Annotated in this window: 16 protein-coding genes; 8 read left to right on the top strand and 8 right to left on the bottom strand. The window is 73.5% G+C overall.

What is annotated here, in order from left to right; all coding sequences use genetic code 11:
* The first annotated feature begins 221 nt into the window (after positions 1-221).
* Together ACFVDM_RS16965 and ACFVDM_RS16970 are read left to right on the top strand one after the other, a co-directional pair.
* Positions 222-2,762 carry a YfhO family protein gene (locus ACFVDM_RS16965; RefSeq protein WP_383639635.1) on the top strand — a complete coding sequence of 847 codons (2,541 nt, stop codon included), beginning with the start codon at positions 222-224 and terminating at the stop codon, positions 2,760-2,762.
* Between the two features lie 69 nt (positions 2,763-2,831).
* Positions 2,832-3,758, top strand: coding sequence for a class I SAM-dependent methyltransferase (locus tag ACFVDM_RS16970; RefSeq protein WP_383639639.1), 927 nt, complete (start codon positions 2,832-2,834; stop codon positions 3,756-3,758).
* Positions 3,759-3,810: 52 nt separating this feature from the next.
* Here ACFVDM_RS16970 and ACFVDM_RS16975 read toward each other — a convergent pair whose 3' ends face one another.
* Positions 3,811-4,464: a TetR/AcrR family transcriptional regulator C-terminal domain-containing protein gene (locus ACFVDM_RS16975; protein WP_383639643.1), complete on the bottom strand. Its 654-nt coding sequence runs from the start codon at positions 4,462-4,464 to the stop codon at positions 3,811-3,813.
* A 73-nt stretch (positions 4,465-4,537) separates the two neighbouring features.
* On the opposite strand from ACFVDM_RS16975, the gene ACFVDM_RS16980 reads away from it, so the two are divergent.
* Together ACFVDM_RS16980 and ACFVDM_RS16985 are read left to right on the top strand one after the other, a co-directional pair.
* Positions 4,538-5,974: an FAD-dependent monooxygenase gene (locus ACFVDM_RS16980; RefSeq protein WP_383639646.1), complete on the top strand. Its 1,437-nt coding sequence runs from the start codon at positions 4,538-4,540 to the stop codon at positions 5,972-5,974.
* An 18-nt stretch (positions 5,975-5,992) separates the two neighbouring features.
* Positions 5,993-6,451: a MarR family winged helix-turn-helix transcriptional regulator gene (locus tag ACFVDM_RS16985; RefSeq protein ID WP_383639649.1), complete on the top strand. Its 459-nt coding sequence runs from the start codon at positions 5,993-5,995 to the stop codon at positions 6,449-6,451.
* Between the two features lie 24 nt (positions 6,452-6,475).
* Here ACFVDM_RS16985 and leuE read toward each other — a convergent pair whose 3' ends face one another.
* The gene (leuE, locus tag ACFVDM_RS16990; RefSeq protein WP_383639654.1) at positions 6,476-7,141 is read right to left on the bottom strand and encodes a leucine efflux protein LeuE; all 666 of its coding nucleotides are present in this window, start codon (positions 7,139-7,141) and stop codon (positions 6,476-6,478) included.
* Positions 7,142-7,311: 170 nt separating this feature from the next.
* Between leuE and ACFVDM_RS16995 the strand changes: the two genes are divergently transcribed.
* The gene (locus ACFVDM_RS16995; protein WP_383639657.1) at positions 7,312-8,238 is read left to right on the top strand and encodes a L,D-transpeptidase family protein; all 927 of its coding nucleotides are present in this window, start codon (positions 7,312-7,314) and stop codon (positions 8,236-8,238) included.
* 199 nt (positions 8,239-8,437) lie between these two features.
* On the opposite strand, the gene ACFVDM_RS17000 is transcribed toward ACFVDM_RS16995, so the two are convergent.
* The 6 genes from ACFVDM_RS17000 to ACFVDM_RS17025 all read right to left on the bottom strand — a co-directional run bounded on the left by ACFVDM_RS17000 (position 8,438) and on the right by ACFVDM_RS17025 (position 14,889).
* A complete protein-coding gene (locus ACFVDM_RS17000; protein ID WP_383639660.1) occupies positions 8,438-9,589 on the bottom strand; it encodes a hypothetical protein in 1,152 nt (383 codons plus the stop codon).
* Positions 9,589-10,542 carry an RNA polymerase sigma factor gene (locus ACFVDM_RS17005; protein WP_383639663.1) on the bottom strand — a complete coding sequence of 318 codons (954 nt, stop codon included), beginning with the start codon at positions 10,540-10,542 and terminating at the stop codon, positions 9,589-9,591. The genes ACFVDM_RS17000 and ACFVDM_RS17005 overlap by 1 nt, the downstream gene beginning before the upstream one ends.
* Positions 10,543-10,834: 292 nt before the next feature.
* Entirely contained in the window at positions 10,835-11,473 is a 639-nt protein-coding gene (locus ACFVDM_RS17010; protein WP_383639667.1) for a DUF4333 domain-containing protein, read from the bottom strand.
* Positions 11,474-11,590: 117 nt separating this feature from the next.
* The gene (locus tag ACFVDM_RS17015; RefSeq protein ID WP_383639670.1) at positions 11,591-12,163 is read right to left on the bottom strand and encodes a hypothetical protein; all 573 of its coding nucleotides are present in this window, start codon (positions 12,161-12,163) and stop codon (positions 11,591-11,593) included.
* A 135-nt stretch (positions 12,164-12,298) separates the two neighbouring features.
* A complete protein-coding gene (locus ACFVDM_RS17020) occupies positions 12,299-13,036 on the bottom strand; it encodes a DUF4328 domain-containing protein (RefSeq protein ID WP_383639673.1) in 738 nt (245 codons plus the stop codon).
* 242 nt (positions 13,037-13,278) lie between these two features.
* Entirely contained in the window at positions 13,279-14,889 is a 1,611-nt protein-coding gene (locus tag ACFVDM_RS17025) for a glycoside hydrolase family 20 protein (protein ID WP_383639676.1), read from the bottom strand.
* Positions 14,890-15,220: 331 nt separating this feature from the next.
* Here ACFVDM_RS17025 and ACFVDM_RS17030 point away from each other — a divergent pair, with 331 nt between their 5' ends.
* From ACFVDM_RS17030 to ACFVDM_RS17040, 3 genes are all read left to right on the top strand, one after another.
* A complete protein-coding gene (locus ACFVDM_RS17030) occupies positions 15,221-15,805 on the top strand; it encodes a 2-oxo-4-hydroxy-4-carboxy-5-ureidoimidazoline decarboxylase (protein ID WP_383639679.1) in 585 nt (194 codons plus the stop codon).
* A gap of 244 nt (positions 15,806-16,049) precedes the next feature.
* The gene (sdhC, locus tag ACFVDM_RS17035; RefSeq protein ID WP_383639682.1) at positions 16,050-16,430 is read left to right on the top strand and encodes a succinate dehydrogenase, cytochrome b556 subunit; all 381 of its coding nucleotides are present in this window, start codon (positions 16,050-16,052) and stop codon (positions 16,428-16,430) included.
* A gap of 5 nt (positions 16,431-16,435) precedes the next feature.
* Complete coding sequence (locus ACFVDM_RS17040; RefSeq protein ID WP_018101094.1) at positions 16,436-16,909, top strand: succinate dehydrogenase hydrophobic membrane anchor subunit; 474 nt, start codon at positions 16,436-16,438, stop codon at positions 16,907-16,909.
* Positions 16,910-16,927: the final 18 nt, after the last annotated feature.

Raw genomic sequence — 16,927 nt, forward strand, 5'->3', positions numbered from 1 at the left:
CATCGCGCCGGGGGCCGCGACCGTACGCCATGCGCTGTTCCTCCCGGAAAGGCGAGAAGGCCCTCCGCCAAGGGCGCCACCGGCCGGATGCCTGGCCGCCGGGGATTCCCGCGCGACACGTGACCGGACACGGACCGCCACATGAAGCGTCGCCGTCCATCCGGTGAACCGCCTTCTCCAGCAGCGGATTTCACGATGTTCGATGACATATTCGACCCATCATGAGGACTCTGTCACTTACGCGGTCCCCGCGCGCCCGGGGCGCCGCTCTGGCCGCGCTGCTCGCCGTCGTCACGGTCTGTGCCGGGGACGCGGTGGCCCGCAGTTATCCGTTCGGACCGCATACGCGCAGCGTGAACGATCTGGGGAACCAGTTCGTCCCGTTCCACGCGCGGCTGCTGGACCTGCTGCACGGGAACGCCGAACCGGGGCTGCTGAACTGGCAATCCGGGTTCGGGACCAGCTTCCTGCCGGACTTCGGGACCTATCTCGGGAGCCCGTTCGCGCTGCTCGTGGGGTTCTTCCCGAAGGACCGGATCGATCTGGCCGTGTACGTGGTGACGCTGGTGAAGACGGGCGTGGCGGCGGCGGCGATGGCGTGGCTGCTCACGTCGCTGCGGCAGGGGCGCGGGCGGGAGTGGGCGGCGGGCGTGCTGGGGGGCGCGTACGCGCTGTGCGGCTGGTCCGTGGTGGAGGCCGTGTACAACCCGATGTGGCTGGACGGGCTGATCGCGTTCCCGCTGCTGTGCCTGGCGGGCGAGTGGGCGCGCCGGGGGCGGCGGCCGGTCCTGGGCACGCTGCTGGTGACGCTGGCGTGGGTGTCGAACTTCTATACGGCGTACATGGCGACGCTCGGCGCGGCGCTGGTGCTGGCGGTGCGGCTGGGAGTGGAGGAGGGGACCGCGCGGGAGCGGGTGCGGGGGGTGGGGCGAGCGGTGCGGACGGTGCTGGTGGGCATCGGGCTGGCCGCGCCGGTGCTGGTGCCGGTGTACCTGGGGACCAAGCACGCGTATCCGGGCTGGACCCGGGCCTTCGCCCCGGCGGACTGGTCCGATGTGGCGGCGCGGCTGCTGCCGGCCACGTACAGCTTCTTCAGTCCGGCGCTGTTCCTGGGGACAGGGGCGCTGCTGTTGGCCTGTGCGCTGGCCTTCCACCGGGGTGCCCCGCGTGCCGAGCGGTTCGTCTGGCCGGGGCTGGTGGCCGTGGTCGCGCTGTCGCTCCAGTGGGAGCCCACGCATCTGCTGTGGCACGCCTTCGCGACGCCGAACGGCAGCCCGTACCGGCAGACGTTCGTGCTGTCCGGGCTGGTGGTGATCGCCGCGTGGACGGCGGTGGCGTCCGGCTGGCCGGACCTGCGCGCGCTGCTGGGCGGGACGGTGGTGCTGGGGGCGGTCGCGGCGGGCGGCGCGGCCAGCGAGCTGGTGACCGCGTGGACGTATCCGCTGTTCGCGGCGGGGACGCTGGCCGCGCTGGGGGCGCTGGTGCTGGCCCGCCGGGGCCGGTACGCGGTGCTCGCGGCGCTGCTGCTGATCGGCGCGCAGGCCGGGCAGGCCGCCGCCACCACCGCGTACGCCGACCGCCAGCGGCTGAACCGGCTCGACGACTACGCGCCCTGGGGCGTACGCCAGGACCGCCAGGCGGCGGCGGTGGCAGGGGCGGACGGCTGGCCGCGCTACCGGACCGACCCCGGTCTTGAGCAGTCCACGGCCAACGACCCGATGCTGGTGGGCGGTGAGGGCGGGGCGTACTACAGCAGCCACACCCCCGACGTGCTGACCCGTACCCTCCTCGCGCTAGGCGCCGGCTGGACGTCCAACGGGCGCTCGCTCCAGAGCCTGGACAACCCGGTGACGGACGCGGTGTTCTCGGTCGGCGCCCGGGTCCGCATGCCCCGGGACCCGCACCAGGGCTGGAATCTGCCGGACGACCGCCCGGTCACGGTGGTCCGGCAGGACGCGCCGCCGCTGGTGACGGTGCGGCCGTCCGCCGACGCCGGGCGGCCGGGCCGTTCACCGTTCCGCAACCAGGAGAGGCTGCTCGGCACCGACGTGTACACCGTGCCCGCGACCACGCTGACCGCCGGGGACGGGGCGGGGGCCGAGGACTCCGGAGCGTACGACTACCGCGTGCGGCCCGGTACGTACACGTTGACGGCCCGCTGCCCCGTCGGCAGCGAGGTATATCTGTGGGCGCCCGACCTGTTCGGCCGGGCCCGACTCGGTACGGACGGTGAACTCACTGACTTCCGCGGGGAGTTGCCGGGGCGGCGCGCCGTCATGCGGCGCATCGGGACCAGCGGCGGGCCGCTCTCCGTGGCCCTGCGCGTGGCCCGGGACGGGACCGTGCCGCACGAAGCGGTCGGCTGCCTGGACCGCGGCCGGCTGGCGTCGGCGGTCACGGCCCTGAAGCGGACCGGTGCGATGCGGGTGTCCGTCACCGGCAGCGGGGTCCGGGCCGAACTGCCGCCGGGCAGCACGGGTGTCGCGGTGCTGGCCGCGCCGCGCATCGCGGGCTGGCGCTGCGACGGACGCCCGGCCGGTTCGTATCGGGGCCTGGTGGCCGCGCCGCTGGACGGCGGGCGGACGACGGTCGACTGCGCGTTCCGGCCGCCGGGCCTGCGGGCCGGGCTGTACGCCGGGGCCGCCGCGCTGGTGGCGCTGGTGACGACGGTGTGCGTGCCGGTGGTACGGCGGAGGAGGGGGCGCACCGGACCGGCCGCGGCCGCCCCGATGCACGAGACGCCGGAAAGGTTGCCCGTGTAGCCGTGCGGACACCGAGACTTCATCTGCGCGTGGTGGGACCGGTGCGCGGCCCCGCGTACGTTCCCATCCATGCCCTCCCTTCTGCGCAACCGCCTGACGAAGCGCGCCCTGCGCCCCGCCCTTGATCTGGTCGACCGCCGCATCCGCCTCCGGGTGGAGCGGTCGGCCGAACCGCTCCGCTCCGAACTCGCCGCGCTGCGCGGGGAGCTGGAGGAGGACCGGCGCCACGGTTACGCGCTGGGGCTGCTCCTCGACGGGACCGGCCGGGGCGCGCACCGGATTCCGCCGGCCCGGGAGATCGACACACTGGTCGACGAGATCGCCGGGCTGTGCGGGGACACCGCGAAGGCGCGGCGCAGTGTCGTGACGGCGTACCGCACGGTGGTGGCGCTGGAGGCGCTGGGTGTCGGCCGACTGGCGGGGTCGACGTCCAATGTGTGCGGGAAGCTGGCCACGGTGCCGCTGCTGGCCCCGCCGAACGGGAGCATCCTGGAGATCGGCACGCTGTACGGGCTGTTCGCCTCGGCGCTGACCCGGATGGTGCACCGGGCGGGCATCGAGCCGGAGTTGACGATCGTCGATCCGCTGGCCGGGGCGCAGCTCCAGCCCGGCACCACGCTGTCCACCGACCCGACGGGGACTCCGGTGCGCGAGGACGTGGTGCGGGCCAATCTGGCACTGACCGGGGGAGGTTCCACGCACCATCCGCGCATCCGCCAGGGGTTCTCCTCCGACCCGGAGGTGAGGGCCGAGGTCGGCGACCGGGCGTACGGGGTGATCGTCGTGGACGGCGACCACTCGATGGAGGGCGTGGCCGCGGATCTGGAGTGGGTCGAGGAGATCGTCGCTCCGGGCGGCATCGTCGTCCTCGACGACTACGGCGACGCGTCCTGGCCGGGTGTCCAGGAGGCCCTGGACAAGCATCTGGCGGACGGAGCGTCCCGGCTGACGATGCTGGGCCGGGTCGCGACGTCGGCCTTCCTCCGGGCCGCGTGAGCGCACCGGCCCGCCGCCACGGGGCCTGAGGCGGCCTCGGCGCACCCCCTCCTCACCCTCGCCCCCGCCCCCCGTACCGCGCCTCGATCCCCGCGATGATCAGCCGCAATCCGTCCTCGAAGCGCTCGTCGTAGTGGGCGAAGATCTCCTCGCCGGCCGCGGCGGCCAGCGGGTAGCGGGCCAGGCGTTCCGCGCGTTCGCCGATGTCGAAGCCGTCGCGCTGCTGCTCCGGCAGCGGACGGACGCCCTGCTCCTCGCTGACGAAGCCCATGGTGTAGGAGTACGCGGTGGTGCCGGCGCGCACCGCCTGCCAGAGTTCGAAGCCGGCGTCGACCATGGTCCGCAGATGGCCTTCCAGACCTTCGGCGTGCTCGGTGCCGGTGAACCGTGCGCCGCCGTAGACCTTGGCCCCGTCGCGGTAGCGCAGCAGCCCGCGGCGCAGTCCGCTGTTGTACGCGACGAGCTGGTCCTGCCAGGTCTCGGGGGTGGGACCGGGCAGGCCCTCGTCGGCCATCCGCCGGTACATGACCGTGGCCATCTCGTCGAGCAGGGCCTGCTTGTCCTTGAAGTGCCAGTAGAGGGCGGGCGCCTTGACGTCCAGTTCCTTGGCGATGGCGCGCAGGGAGAGCCCGTCGAGGCCCACCTCGTTCAGCAGGCGCAGCGCGGTGTCGGCCACCCGTGCGCGGTCGATCTTCGTCGTACCCACCTCGCCAAGTTAACAGCCCCCGCACGGCTCCCGTCCTTGACAACTTAACAGCGTTAAGGACACACTCGCGGACATGGAACTTAACAACGTTAAGGAAACCGTCGCGGACACCGCCGTCCTCATCGTCGGCGCGGGCCCCTGCGGTCTCGCCCTGGCCTGCGACCTGGCCCGCCGGGGCGTGCCCGCCCGCCTCGTCGAGCAGGGGGCGGGGCTCTTCCCCGGCTCGCGCGGCAAGGGCGTCCAGCCGCGCACCCGCGAGGTCCTGGACGACCTCGGCGTGGGGGACGCGGTGCGGACGCACGGCGGTCCTGCGCCGGTCGGGATGGCGTGGCAGGACGGTGCGCGGACGGGCGAGCACCGGATGTTCCGGGTGGCGCCGCCGACGGAGGCGGAGCCGTACGGGGAGCCGTGGATGATGCCGCAGTGGCGCACCCAGGAGATCCTGCTGGCGCGCCTGCGCGAACTGGGCGGCGACGTGGAGTTCTCCACCGCGCTGACCGGTCTCGACCAGGACGCCGACGGGGTCACCGCGCGGCTGTCCACGGGGCCGGTCCGGGCCGCGTACCTGGTCGCGGCGGACGGCGGACGCTCCACCGTGCGGCGCGCGCTCGGCATCGCGATGACCGGCGAGACGGTCGATCCGGCCCCGATGCTGGTCGCGGACGTGCGCGTCGCCGAGGACGCGCTGGACCGGCTCAACTGGCACATGATGAACACCGACGCGGGCTTCATCACGCTCTGCCCGCTGCCCGGCACGGCCGACTTCCAGCTGGTCGCCCAGTTCAAGGAGGGCGCGCCGGACCTCTCCGCCGACGGGGTCCGCGCCCTGGTCGCCGCGCGCACCCATCTGCGCGCCGAGGACGTCACCGAGGTGCGCTGGGCGTCCGACTTCCGCCCGCGCGCCGCGCTCGCCGACCGCTTCCGCGCGGGGCGGGTGCTGCTGGCCGGGGACGCCGCGCACGTCCACTCCCCGGCCGGCGGGCAGGGGCTGAACACCAGCGTGCAGGACGCGTACAACCTGGGCTGGAAGCTCGGGCAGGTGCTGCTCCACGGGGCGTCCGCGTCCCTCGTCGACAGCTACGAGGAGGAGCGCCGTCCGGTCGCCGCCGGGGTCCTCGGCCTGTCCACCCGGATCCACCGGGGCGAGCAGGAGCGGGGCGCGGCGACGCAGCAGCTGGGCCTCGGCTACCGGGGCGGCCCGCTGTCCACGGGCCGCGCGGGCGTGCTGGAAGCGGGAGACCGCGCGCCCGACGGCCCGGCCGGGGACGGCCGCAGGCTCTTCGACGTCTTCCGGGGTCCGCACTTCACCCTGCTCGCGGTGGGCACGGACGCGGAGCTGCCGACGGGCGGCGGACCGATGCTGCGGGTGCACCGCACGGGCGCCTACGAGGCGTACGGGAAGGGGCTGTTCCTGGTCCGTCCGGACGGGTACGTCGGCTGGGCGGGCGAGGACGCCACCGGGCTCGCCGAGTACCTCGCCCCGATCGGCCTTGACCTCAACCGCGGTTGAGTTCCTACGGTCCTCGGCATGGACTACTCACATGACGACGCCGGACTCGCCCGCCAGCCCATCGGTTACTGGAGCTGGGCCGCGCACAAGGCCACCGTGACCCGTATCCGTGCCGCGCTCGCCGACCACGGACTGACCCAGCCCCCCTGGTGGGTGCTCAACCAGCTCGTCGACTCCGACGAGGAGGGCAGGCCGCGCGCCGACGTGGTCACCCTGCTCAGCGGCTACCTCGACACCGGGGACAGCCTGGAACCGGAGATCGACACCCTGGTCGAGCGCGGCCTTGTCACCCAGGACCCCGGGGCCCGGCTGCGGCTGACGCCGGAGGGCCACGCCCTGCGCACCCGTGCCATGGAGAGCGTCACGACCGCCCGCGCGGAGATCCACGAGGGCATCCCCGACGAGGAGTTCGTCGCCGCCCTCAAGGTGCTCCAGCGCATGATCCACAACGTGAACGGCACGGCCTGGCACGAGTAGCGCGGCCCCGGGGAGCCGCCCCGGTCAGACGCTGCTGAGCGACAGCTTCGCCGCGAACCCGAGGAACAGCACGCCCGCCGCCGAAGTGGCTCCCGCCGAGAGCCGCTTGCGGCGGCGGAAGGCGGCGGAGAGCCGGGTGCCGCCGAAGATCAGCACCGACAGGTACAGGAAGCTGGCGATCTGGAGCAGGGTGCCCAGCACCAGGAAGGACAGCGCCGGGTAGGCGTACCCGGGATCGACGAACTGCACGAAGAAGGAGATCAGGAAGAGGATCGCCTTCGGGTTGAACAGGCTGACCACCAGCGCCCGCCGGTACGGCCGCTCCAGGGCGGCGGGGGCCTCGGCCCCCGCCGCCTCGCCGGTGATCTCGGCCACCCTGCGGTGCCGTTCGCGCCACATGCCGGCCGCCGCCCGCAGCATCCCGATCGCCATCCAGGTCAGATAGCCCGCGCCCGCGTACTTCACCACGGCGAAGAGCACCGGCGTGGTCTGCAGCAGCGACGAGGCCCCGAGCGCGGACAGGGTCATCAGCACGGTGTCCCCGGTCCACACCCCGGCCGCGGCGGCGTACCCGGTGCGCACCCCGCGCCGGGCGGCGACGGAGAGCACGTACAGGGAGTTCGGGCCCGGCAGCAGGACGATGAGCGCGAGGCCGGCGAGATAGGTCGGAAGGTCGGTGACACCCAGCATGGGACGGAGTGTCGCACGGGCGTGCGATCCTTCGGAAGCGGGGTTCGGCGGCTCGTCCGGGCTCCATGATCGACCACCGCTATCCCTTCGTTACGCGCGATCCGGCAACCGGAGCGAACGGGAATCCGTCCCAGGGGATACCGCAGAAAAAGGGGCCGAAGGGGGCCGGGATGATATCCAGCGGAAGAACCGGGCGCGGTCACGCACACCTCGGCGGCCGGGGGGCGGGTGCGGCCGCGGCGGCCGTCCTGGCCCTGGTCGCCCTGACCGCGGGATGCAAGGCGGAGCCGGCTGGCAGCGCGTCGGCGGCGCCCTCCGCGCCCGCGAGCAGCAGCCCGCCGGAAACGGACACCGGCGCGTCGCCCACCCCGTCGGCGAGCGCGGAGCCGGACACGTCGGCGAGCCCGTCGCCGAAGGCCACACCCACGAAGCCGCCGGCCTCCTCCCCCGCCGCCACTCCCGCGGCCAAGGTGCTGATGGCGAGCGGATCGCAGGGCAAGCAGGTGCGGGAACTCCAGGCCCGGCTGCGGCAGATCGGCCACTTCGACCGCACCCCCACGGGCTACTACGGTTCCGTCACGGTCACCGCCGTCCAGTCCTTCCAGGGCAAGCGCGGACTGCCGCGGACCGGGAGGACGGACACCGTCACCTGGCAGAAGCTGCTCGGTATGACGCGCACACCGACGGCGGCGGAGCTGACCCCGCCGACGACGCGACCGGCCGCGAAGCCGGACAAGCGCTGTATGACGGGCCGGGTGATCTGCATCAGCAAGACCAGCAGATCGCTGTCGTGGATGATCGACGGCAAGGTCGTCTCGACGATGGACGTGCGGTTCGGCTCGCAGTACACCCCGACCCGCGAGGGCACCTTCTCGGTGTACTGGAAGTCCCGCCACCACGTGTCGTCGATCTACCACACGGCCATGCCGTACGCGATGTTCTTCAGCGGCGGCCAGGCGGTGCACTACTCGTCGGACTTCGCGGCCCGCGGCTACAACGGCGCCTCGCACGGCTGCGTCAACGTCCGGGACGAGGGGAAGATCGCCGCGCTCTTCGACCAGGTCCGCAACGGCGACAAGGTCGTCATCTACTGGTGAACCGCGCCGGTGCGCGCGGAGAGCGGCGCGGGAGAGAGGGGCGCGGGCGGGACCGGGGGAACGTGTCCCGCCCGCGCCATGTGCGCCGAGCCGCAGGTACGGGGGGAACCCCGGCTCCGGGCGCTGCCGATGACCAGTCGGCTCACTCAGTACTGCGCCCGGCGGCCGGAAAACGTCACACCCGGCCGTGCGGGCCGGTTCAGCGCGCGGCGAGGGACGGGGTCGGCTCCGGGGCGTCCGCGAGGCCGGGGTCCGGGGTGCCGGCCGTGGTGGGCCCGGGGGAGGCGGTGGAGAAACCGATCGACGGCAGGGTGCCCGAGCCGCCGTCGGAGTCGTCGTCGCCGGGCTCGCCCTGGCTGTTCCCGTTGCCGTTGTCGCTCTGGCTACCGCTGCCCTTGGCGCCCGGCTGGTCGAGCAGGCGGTCGCAGAAGCGGTCCAGGTTGCGGGCCCCGTTCGCCAGGGCGACCAGCCGCTTCCGGCGGGTCTCGTCGAGCGTGCCGTCGCGGTAGTCGCGGCAGGCCTGGAGGGTCTTGGCGTACCAGGCGGCGGTGCCGTCCTCGACGTTGCCGGAGGACGTGTCGTCGTCCTCGCCGCTCCGGCCGCCCTGACCGTCCTGTCCCTGGCCGGTGGTGCCGGGGGTGGTGTCGTCGGACGCGCCGCCGGCGTGGTCGTCGGTGCCGTCCGGGCCGGCGCCGGTGGTCCCCTCCCGCGAGGGGGTGCCGCCGGGGGTGGGTCCGGATCCGGTCGCGTCCGGGGTCTTCGCGTCCCGGCCCGGGGACCGGGGCGGGGTGGCGGCGGTGCCGTCCTCCCCGGCGGTGGTGCCGGAGCCCAGCTCCTCGGGAGAGGCCGCGGCCGACACCGAGGTGGCCGGTGCGGGGCCGTGCCGGCCGAACGGGCCGGGCAGCACACCGGATCCGGCGGCCACGGCCACACCGCCTATCGCGCAGCACGCGAGGGAGGCGACCAGGCCGAAGCGGATCGGCCGGCTCCAGCGCATCGGGCGGGGGCCGCGGGAGGCTGCGGACCCGGCTGCCGTGCCGGGGCCGGCCGCGCGTATGCGGACCGGCGCGAGCATGCCGGAATCCCCGGTTCCGCCCTGGGCCTGCTCCGCCCGTCCGGCACCACCGCTCCGCGCGGAGGCGCGGGGGACGGCACGGAAGGCGGCCAGCGCGGCGGCTTCGCCGGGCAGTTCGCCGGTGGCGGGGCGGGCGGTGCGGGCCGCGGCGTCCAGGGCGGCCACGAGGCGTTCGGCGTCCTGCCGGGCCGGGCCGTCGGAGGGGACGACCGGTTCGCGGCGGAACAGTCGCTCCGCCGCTTCCTTGTCGAGCCATCCGTGCTGCTCGTCGGCCATCACATGTCCTTCTGCGTCCACAGACGCGAATGCGTCACACCCGCGGGGGCCACCAGACCGGTGCGGGAGGGGCGTTGCGCGGGCACCGCGCCGAGTCCCAGGGTCCGGCCGCCCGCGCTGTCCTGCGCGGACGGCGTCCGGGGCGTGCCGTCGCCGGGCTCGCCCCCGGGGCCGGCCGGCGTAACCGGACCATTGCCGGACGGACGGTCTTGTTCCGCTGCCGGACGGTTCGGCTCCGGGAGCGTACGGGCCGCGTCGGAACGGCTCCGGCCCGCCCCCGCCGAGGGCCGGCCGCCCCGGGAACGGGGCGCGGGGGGCGCCGCGGGCGCGGGCAGGGACACCCGGCCGTCGCCGGTGTCCGCGGCGCCCTCGTCACCGGCGGCACCGGCCCCTCCGGCGGCGGCATCGGCGCGGAGCAGCTCGGCGAGGCGCTTGAGTCCGCGGTGCGCGGCGGTGCGGACGGCGCCGGGCCGCTTGCCGAGGGTCTGGGCCGCGCTCTTGGCGTCGAGCCCGACCACCACGCGCAGGACGACGGCCTCGGCCTGGTCCTGCGGCAGCTGGGCAATGAGCGACATGGTGCGTCCGGTGGCCAGGGCCTCGATGGCCTCGTCCGCCGTGTCGGAGCCGGCCGGCTTCTCGGACAGTTCGGTCTCGTCCCCGCCGACGGCGGGCCGCCGGCCGCGCATCCGCAGATGGTCCAGCGCGCGATTGCGGGCTATCCGGGCCGCCCAGCCCCTGAACCGGTCCGCGTCCCCGCTGAACCGATCGAGGTCCCTGGCTATCTGCAGCCACGACTCGGACGCCACGTCCTCGGCGTCCGGCTCCCCCACCAGCGTCCTTATGTAGCCCAGCAGCCGCGGCTGCACAGCGCGGTACACAGTACGGAAGGCGTCCTCGTCCCCGTCCTGAGCCGCGAGCACCGCGGCGGTAAGCCCCGCGTCGTCCCCCAGCACTCCCTCAACCTGCCCTGCTGTCCCGAATCGCAGCTGGTCACCACTGCCGCGCCACCCTGCGCGACTCCGCACGCTACGTCGTGCGCGGGCGCCGCGTCCATGACTTGTACAACCTGCAACATCCGGAGTGTCACCGCACGGTGTGACAGAAATCGCGGCCGCGGCGCAGAGATGAGTACGGGGTCGTCCTGCGGCCCCGCGGAAGACGACCGGGGCCTCTCCTGTGGGGGGTGGCGGCCCCGGTCGTCCTCCACTCCCCCTCGTCTCCCCGGGCCGCGCGCCCGCTCCGGCCTCAGCCGCCCGGCGTCTCGTCGACCTTGAAGTCCATGTTGACCTTGCCGCCGTCGACGGAGGCCGCGGTGACCGTCACCCCGTACTGCTTGCCGTCGGCGGCGAGCTGGCAGCGGATCGTCGCGCCGACGCGGGCGGGAAGGTCCTCGGGGCAGGAGAAGGCGTCGGGCTGACGGCCCGCCTGCGCGGCGAGGGCGGCCTTGCCCTGGCGGGCGACCTCGGCCTTGGCGACGGCTCCGGAGGCGCCGGCGGAGGAGGCCGGGTCGGGACGCTCGGAGGACTGGCCGCCGGCCGGGGCGTCGTCGACCTTGAAGGCCATCTGCACCTTGTCGTCGTCCACGGACTTCGCGGTGACCGTCATGCCGTACTTCGTGCCGCCGCTCGTCAGTTCGCAGCGGACGGTGGCGCCGACCTTCGCCTTGAGGTCGTCCTGGCAGCTGACGTCGTCGGGCTTCTTGCCGGTCTGCTTGGCGAGGGCGTCCGACGCCTGGGAGGCGACCTCGTCCTTCTTCACTTCCTTCGCGCCCACGCTCACGGAGCAGCCCGCGGCGAACAGCACCGTCAGCGTGCCCGCGACCACTCCCACGGCCGTCCTGCTCAATGTCGTCCGGAGCACCGGGTCCCCCTCAATCGAGTCCATGTCAAGCCTTCGCGGGCAAAGCTATCACCCGGTTCTCTCCCGGGAATTCGCCCTGGCTAATGGCGATGTGCCGGATTTCCCCTGACATCTGGGCACGATTCTTCGCAACCGCACACCTCAGCGGACACGGGCTTTCCGGGCGGCGGCAGCGCGCAGCACCCGCTGGCCCTCGGTCGACACGTCCATCACCTGGCGCAGTCCGGCGCCGACCGGGGCCCCCTCGCCGATCTCCGCGAGCATCTCCAGGATCCGGGTCTGCCGGGCGGCCTCACCGGCCAGCAGCGGGCCCGCCCCCTCGGTCGTGCCGGTGCGGCAGTGCGCGACCGGATCCTCCGCACCGGCCCCGACCGCGTCGTAGCCGCGGTGGACGTCGAGCGCCAGCAGCGAGCAGGCGTCGGCCCAGGCGCGCAGTTCCTCGCCGGTCCGCTCCCCCGGGGCCCCGTCCAGGAGTTCGCGGATCCGCGCGAGGGTGTCGTCGCCGTCCGCCTCCGCGAGGGCGTCCACCGCCGTGCGCGCCTCCGCCAGCCGGTCCGGCCAGAGCCCCGGATCGGCGCAGCCGGACCAGAGCGGGCGGAGCGGATCGGCTCCGGACCCGCCCTCCGGGCGCGGCAGGCAGCGGTCGAGGCAGCCCGCGGCACTCGCGGCGAGTCCCCGCGCGTCGGCGGCTGCGATCAGTTCGAGCAGGCTCATCGGCGTCTCCCGTCGGCCGCCCCCGTGCCCGGACGCACGGGGACGCAGCGCTTCCCCTTATCGGCTTCAGCGCCGAATGGCCGAAAAGTGTCACCCGCTCCGTCTGAATAACGCCGTTCGGCCCGGCGTCGGCCGTCAGTGCGCCCGGCGCCAGGCCATGAGGTCCGCCGGACGAGGCGATACGGCCTGCCGGTCCGGGCCCGCCGCGGCCCGCTCGCCCTGCATGGCGGTCAGCCGGCGCACGAACAGGATCGCGAGGACCGCGGCGGCGATGTCGAGAGCGTCGGCGACCATGCCCAGGTCGAGCGCGTGCAGCAGTTCGCCGGTGTCCTCCGCCTTCTCGTAGCGCAGCGCGGCGTACCGGGCGACGAGGGTCGCGCACAGCAGCGCCGCCCACCACGCGTGCAGCAGTCCGCGCGGGGCGGGCGCCCTGTTGCTGCCGCCGGGAGAACTCGCGGTCCAGACGCCGCTCGCGACGCGGTGCGGCAGCAGGAAGTTGCCGAGGGGCACGAACCAGGCGCCGATCGCCCAGCCGGGCCGCATGGCGTGCGCGTAGGCGTCGAAGACCTCCGCGTTCATCCGCACCCGGCGGAACCACACGAGGAAGACCACCGCGGTCGCCAGGAACATCAGCAGGTACAGCGACACGGAGGCCTGGTAGAGCCTGTCCGCGCCGTCCACCGCCGCCGCGTCCCCGTACCGGAGGACGTCGTCGGCCGCCGCCTCGCCGAACACCTGACGGGCGTGGAAGCCGGCACCGATGGACGCCACGTCCGCCACGGCCACCGCGCCCAGCAGGACGCACACGGCCCGGCCGAGTCCGACCGGCGAGCGCAGCACGTTCGACGTCTGCGGGCCCGTGGGCGTCGGCATGAGCCCGCCCGCCCGTGAGCGCCGGGTGGCGGCGCACAACGCGCACCGTCCGTCGGAGGTGGTGCCGGGTCTTGTACCGCAGAGCGAGCAGAGCATGGAAGTGGAACCCCCCAGGGATCGGACGACTACGCGTGGAGCGCGCGTCCCTCCCCGGACCGCACGCCAAGCGGAAGCTAGCGCCAGCCCGCCGCGCTGTCCATGGAGTTCGCCCTCGTCGGCCCCTCGGCCGCCCCGCCGGCCCCTCAGCCCTTGTCGATCTCCGCCGCCAGCGCCTTGAACGCCTCCCAGCCCCGCGCGGGCTTCCCCGGGTCCCAGAGCTTCTGGGCCGTCGCACGCAGCGGCATCCGGATGCCCGCCGCCACCTGCGCGGCGGTCTGGGCGTTCGGGAAGTCGCCCCAGACCGCGAACCGGCCGCCGAGGATCTGGTCGGAGTAGCGCGAGGGGACCGGGGCCGTGCCGCGCAGGACGAGCGGGGTCCACTGCTCGTAGATGCGCTTGCCGGTCGGATAGACGAACGCGTTGGGCTGGCCGAGCACGTAATAGAGGTACTCGTCGTTGAGGTTCACCACCTGGCGCCCCTCGGCCAGGTACTGCTCGGGCGGCCGGGCCCCGTACTCCTTGCCCGTCCAGTACTCGACCTCGATGTCCTTGGCCGCCCGGACCCTGCTGTCGCGGAACATGCCGTCGTTCCACGCCTTCGGTGTCATCCCGTGCGGCCGGACCACCGCCGCCCGGTCGTTCAGCCAGCCGGTGGCCAGATCGGAGATGCCCGCGCCCGCCCCGTACTTCGCCACGGCGGCGCGCTGGAGCTGGGGGTACGAGGCCGCCGGATCGCGTGCCATCAGCGCGCGGTACTCGTCGGCGCCCAGATGCCAGAAGGACCCGCCGAAGAGCTTGGTGTACTCGCCCAGCAGTTCGTCGATCAGCTTCGCCGCCCCCGGCTTGGAGATGTCCAGCGAGCCGGTCGAGGCGACGCCCGAGACATTGCGCAGCTGGAGGTCCGGATGCGCCCGGAGGACCGCCCCGAGGTGGCCGGGCGAGTCGATCTCCGGGACGACGTCGATGTGCAGCCGGCGGGCCAGCGCCACGATGTCCCGGACCTCGGCCGTGGTCAGGTGCTGCGGCGACACGATCTCCGGGTGGGTCGTGGACTGGATCCGGAAGGCCTGGTCGTCGGAGAAGTGCAGCCCGAGCTGGTTGAGCTTGAGGTCGGCCATCTCCCGCAGCCGGGTCTCGATCCAGGCCGCGCTGTAGTACTTGCGCGCGATGTCCAGGTTGAGGCCGCGCTGCGGCCGGTCCGGCCGGTCGCGCACCTCGCCCTCCGGCATCAGCCCGTCGGCGCGCACGGACTGCTTGAGCGTGCGGGTGCCGTAGAAGACGCCCGCCTCGCCCGGTCCGCTGATCGTGACCCGCCCGTCGCGGGTGCGCAGGGTGTACGACTCGGGCCCGCCGGAGTCCTTCGGGGCGAGGGCCAGCTCGACATCGCCCGCGCGGGCCGCGGCCTCGCCCCGGTAGCTCAGCTTCAGCTCCCCGGCGAGCAGCTTCGCCTCGTCCGCGAGCGCCCCGTCCCCGCGGGCGATCACGACCCCGCCGCCGGGCTCCGGCCTCCAGCCGGGCCCCCGGGCGGCGGTGTGCTCGCGGACCGCGGGGATGGTCCGGGGCGCCTCGGAGAGCGGATAGCTCCGGGTCGGGGACGGCGAGGGGGCGGCGGACGACGGGCGCGGCGGCGAGGACGCGGCCCCGGCCGGGCCCCCGGTGCCGGAGCCCTCCGGCCAGAGGACGACGACGAGGGTCGCCGCGGCCGCCGCCGTGAGGGCGGCTCCGGCCACGAGTGGGCCGCGAGAGGGCGACATCGGTCAGAAACCTCCTGGTACGGAGAGAACAGAGGGGAGGGAGGGTGCGGAGGGGACGGCAGAGAAGGTGGGGACGGCAGAGAAGGGGAAGAACGGATGATAGGGATATGGTCCACCCGATCTCGTCTTTTCTCTGGCAATAGCCGGGCATTCACCGCGTCGTATCGCTTCCCGGGGGGCGTGAAACTCTCCCGTCCGGGTGAAATTCGCGCATCCGTCGGACGGCCGTTGCCCCGGGTCGTTAGCTTTGAGGCACATTCACCACTCCTTGTACTTCCCTCACCCTGCATCCGTCTGGCCCCTCCGGTCCCTCCCCACTCCAGGCGCACCGATGCGTTCATTCCAGGAGTTCACGCTGTCCAGGTCCAGCGAGTCCCACGCCGGCCTCCCCGCGCAGCCGCCCCCGCCCGCCCCGCACACCGCCGTCCCCGTGCAGAACTGCGGTCCCGTGCCGGCCGCCGGGCTGCGGCGGTTCAACGCCGTGCCCGCCGCCGAGGCCGAGGCCGCGCTGCTGGACTGTTACGGCAGCCGCCGCTGGGCGCAGCGGCTGGCCGACCACCGCCCCTATCCGGATCTGGACGCGCTGCTCGCCGCCGCCGACGAGGCGGGGTACGACCTCTCCCCCGCGGACCGGGCCGAGGCGCTCGCGGCGGAGGAGTCGCCGGGGCTGCGTCCGGACGCGCCGCCCTCCGCCCATCTGGCGCTGGCCGCCGCGCACGCGGCGTACGAGAGCCGGTTCGGGCATGTCTTCGTGATCTGCCTGGACGCGTTCCTGCCCGCCGAGCACCCCGACCAGGTGCTGGCCGGCATCCGGGCGCGGCTCGCGCACGATCCCGAGCACGAGCGGGTGGTGACGGCCGACGAGATGCGGCGGCTCGCCCGGGGCCGCATCATCGAGCTGGTATCGAGTCAGTAACGGACCGGTCGCGGTCCCGACCGCGGCGGCCCGCCCGTTCCCGAGGGGGCGGAAAGGGCTTTCGCGGCCTGTCCATAGCCCGTCCGTGCCTGTTTCGTTGCCACTTTGATCACACCAGAGGCCCCCGCGCGAGCGAACCGACAAACCGTCGCTACGATGGCCGGGGCCGGTGGACCGTACCCGGCCGGGTCAGACCGACAGTCAAGCCGGCCGACCCCAATCCCCGCTCCCGGAGGGTTCTTCCGTGCCGGCTGGAACGCTGTACCGCGGCCGGGAAGGCATGTGGTCCTGGGTGGCTCATCGAGTCACCGGTGTCCTCATTTTCTTCTTCCTGTTCGTTCATGTCCTGGACACCGCCCTTGTCCGCGTCTCCCCCGAGGCGTACGACGACGTCGTGTCCACGTACAAGACGCCGATCGTCGCGCTGCTGGAATACGGCCTGGTGGCCGCGATTCTCTTCCACGCGCTGAACGGTCTGCGCATCGTCGCCGTGGACTTCTGGGCCAAGGGCCCGCGCGTTCAGAAGCAGATGCTCTGGACCGTGCTGGGCATCTGGATCGTGCTGATGCTCGGGGCGCTGTACCCGGTGCTCGGCCACGCCGTCCGTGAAATCTTCGGGAGCTGAGGCCCATGTCCACCGAGACTTCCGCGATCGGCGCTGTCGAAGGCGTCTCCCTGTACGACGTCGACAACCCGGCACCCGTCATCGAGCCGCCGCGCAAGCGGACCGGCAAGACGCCCAAGGGCTCGCGCACCAACTTCGAGATGTACGCCTGGCTCTTCATGCGCCTGTCGGGCATCGTGCTGGTGGTCCTGGTCCTCGGCCACCTGCTGATCCAGCTGGTGCTGGACGGCGGTGTCTCCAAGATCGGCTTCGCCTTCGTCGCCGGCCGCTGGGCCTCGCCGTTCTGGCAGGTCTGGGACCTCGCCATGCTGTGGCTCGCCATGCTGCACGGCGCCAACGGTCTCCGTACGGTCATCAACGACTACGCCGAACGGGACAACACCCGCTTCTGGCTGAAGATGCTCCTGTACACCGCCACGGTGTTCACCGTCCTGCTGGGCACGCTGGTGATCTTCACCTTCGACCCGAACATCCGCTAGGCGCCGGGCCCGAAGACC

The sequence above is a fragment of the Streptomyces sp. NPDC057682 genome (assembly GCF_042799575.1).
Lineage (GTDB): Bacteria > Actinomycetota > Actinomycetes > Streptomycetales > Streptomycetaceae > Streptomyces.

What these genes read in the sequence shown, in the direction of transcription:
- ACFVDM_RS16965 (WP_383639635.1), top strand. Translation starts at nt 222, where the DNA reads ATGAGGACTCTGTCACTTACGCGGTCCCCGCGCGCCCGGGGCGCCGCT.
- ACFVDM_RS16970 (WP_383639639.1), top strand. Translation starts at nt 2,832, where the DNA reads ATGCCCTCCCTTCTGCGCAACCGCCTGACGAAGCGCGCCCTGCGCCCC.
- ACFVDM_RS16980 (WP_383639646.1), top strand. Translation starts at nt 4,538, where the DNA reads ATGGAACTTAACAACGTTAAGGAAACCGTCGCGGACACCGCCGTCCTC.
- ACFVDM_RS16985 (WP_383639649.1), top strand. Translation starts at nt 5,993, where the DNA reads ATGGACTACTCACATGACGACGCCGGACTCGCCCGCCAGCCCATCGGT.
- leuE (WP_383639654.1), bottom strand. Translation starts at nt 7,141, where the DNA reads ATGCTGGGTGTCACCGACCTTCCGACCTATCTCGCCGGCCTCGCGCTC.
- ACFVDM_RS16995 (WP_383639657.1), top strand. Translation starts at nt 7,312, where the DNA reads ATGATATCCAGCGGAAGAACCGGGCGCGGTCACGCACACCTCGGCGGC.
- ACFVDM_RS17000 (WP_383639660.1), bottom strand. Translation starts at nt 9,589, where the DNA reads ATGGCCGACGAGCAGCACGGATGGCTCGACAAGGAAGCGGCGGAGCGA.
- ACFVDM_RS17010 (WP_383639667.1), bottom strand. Translation starts at nt 11,473, where the DNA reads ATGGACTCGATTGAGGGGGACCCGGTGCTCCGGACGACATTGAGCAGG.
- ACFVDM_RS17015 (WP_383639670.1), bottom strand. Translation starts at nt 12,163, where the DNA reads ATGAGCCTGCTCGAACTGATCGCAGCCGCCGACGCGCGGGGACTCGCC.
- ACFVDM_RS17020 (WP_383639673.1), bottom strand. Translation starts at nt 13,036, where the DNA reads ATGCCGACGCCCACGGGCCCGCAGACGTCGAACGTGCTGCGCTCGCCG.
- ACFVDM_RS17025 (WP_383639676.1), bottom strand. Translation starts at nt 14,889, where the DNA reads ATGTCGCCCTCTCGCGGCCCACTCGTGGCCGGAGCCGCCCTCACGGCG.
- ACFVDM_RS17030 (WP_383639679.1), top strand. Translation starts at nt 15,221, where the DNA reads ATGCGTTCATTCCAGGAGTTCACGCTGTCCAGGTCCAGCGAGTCCCAC.
- ACFVDM_RS17040 (WP_018101094.1), top strand. Translation starts at nt 16,436, where the DNA reads ATGTCCACCGAGACTTCCGCGATCGGCGCTGTCGAAGGCGTCTCCCTG.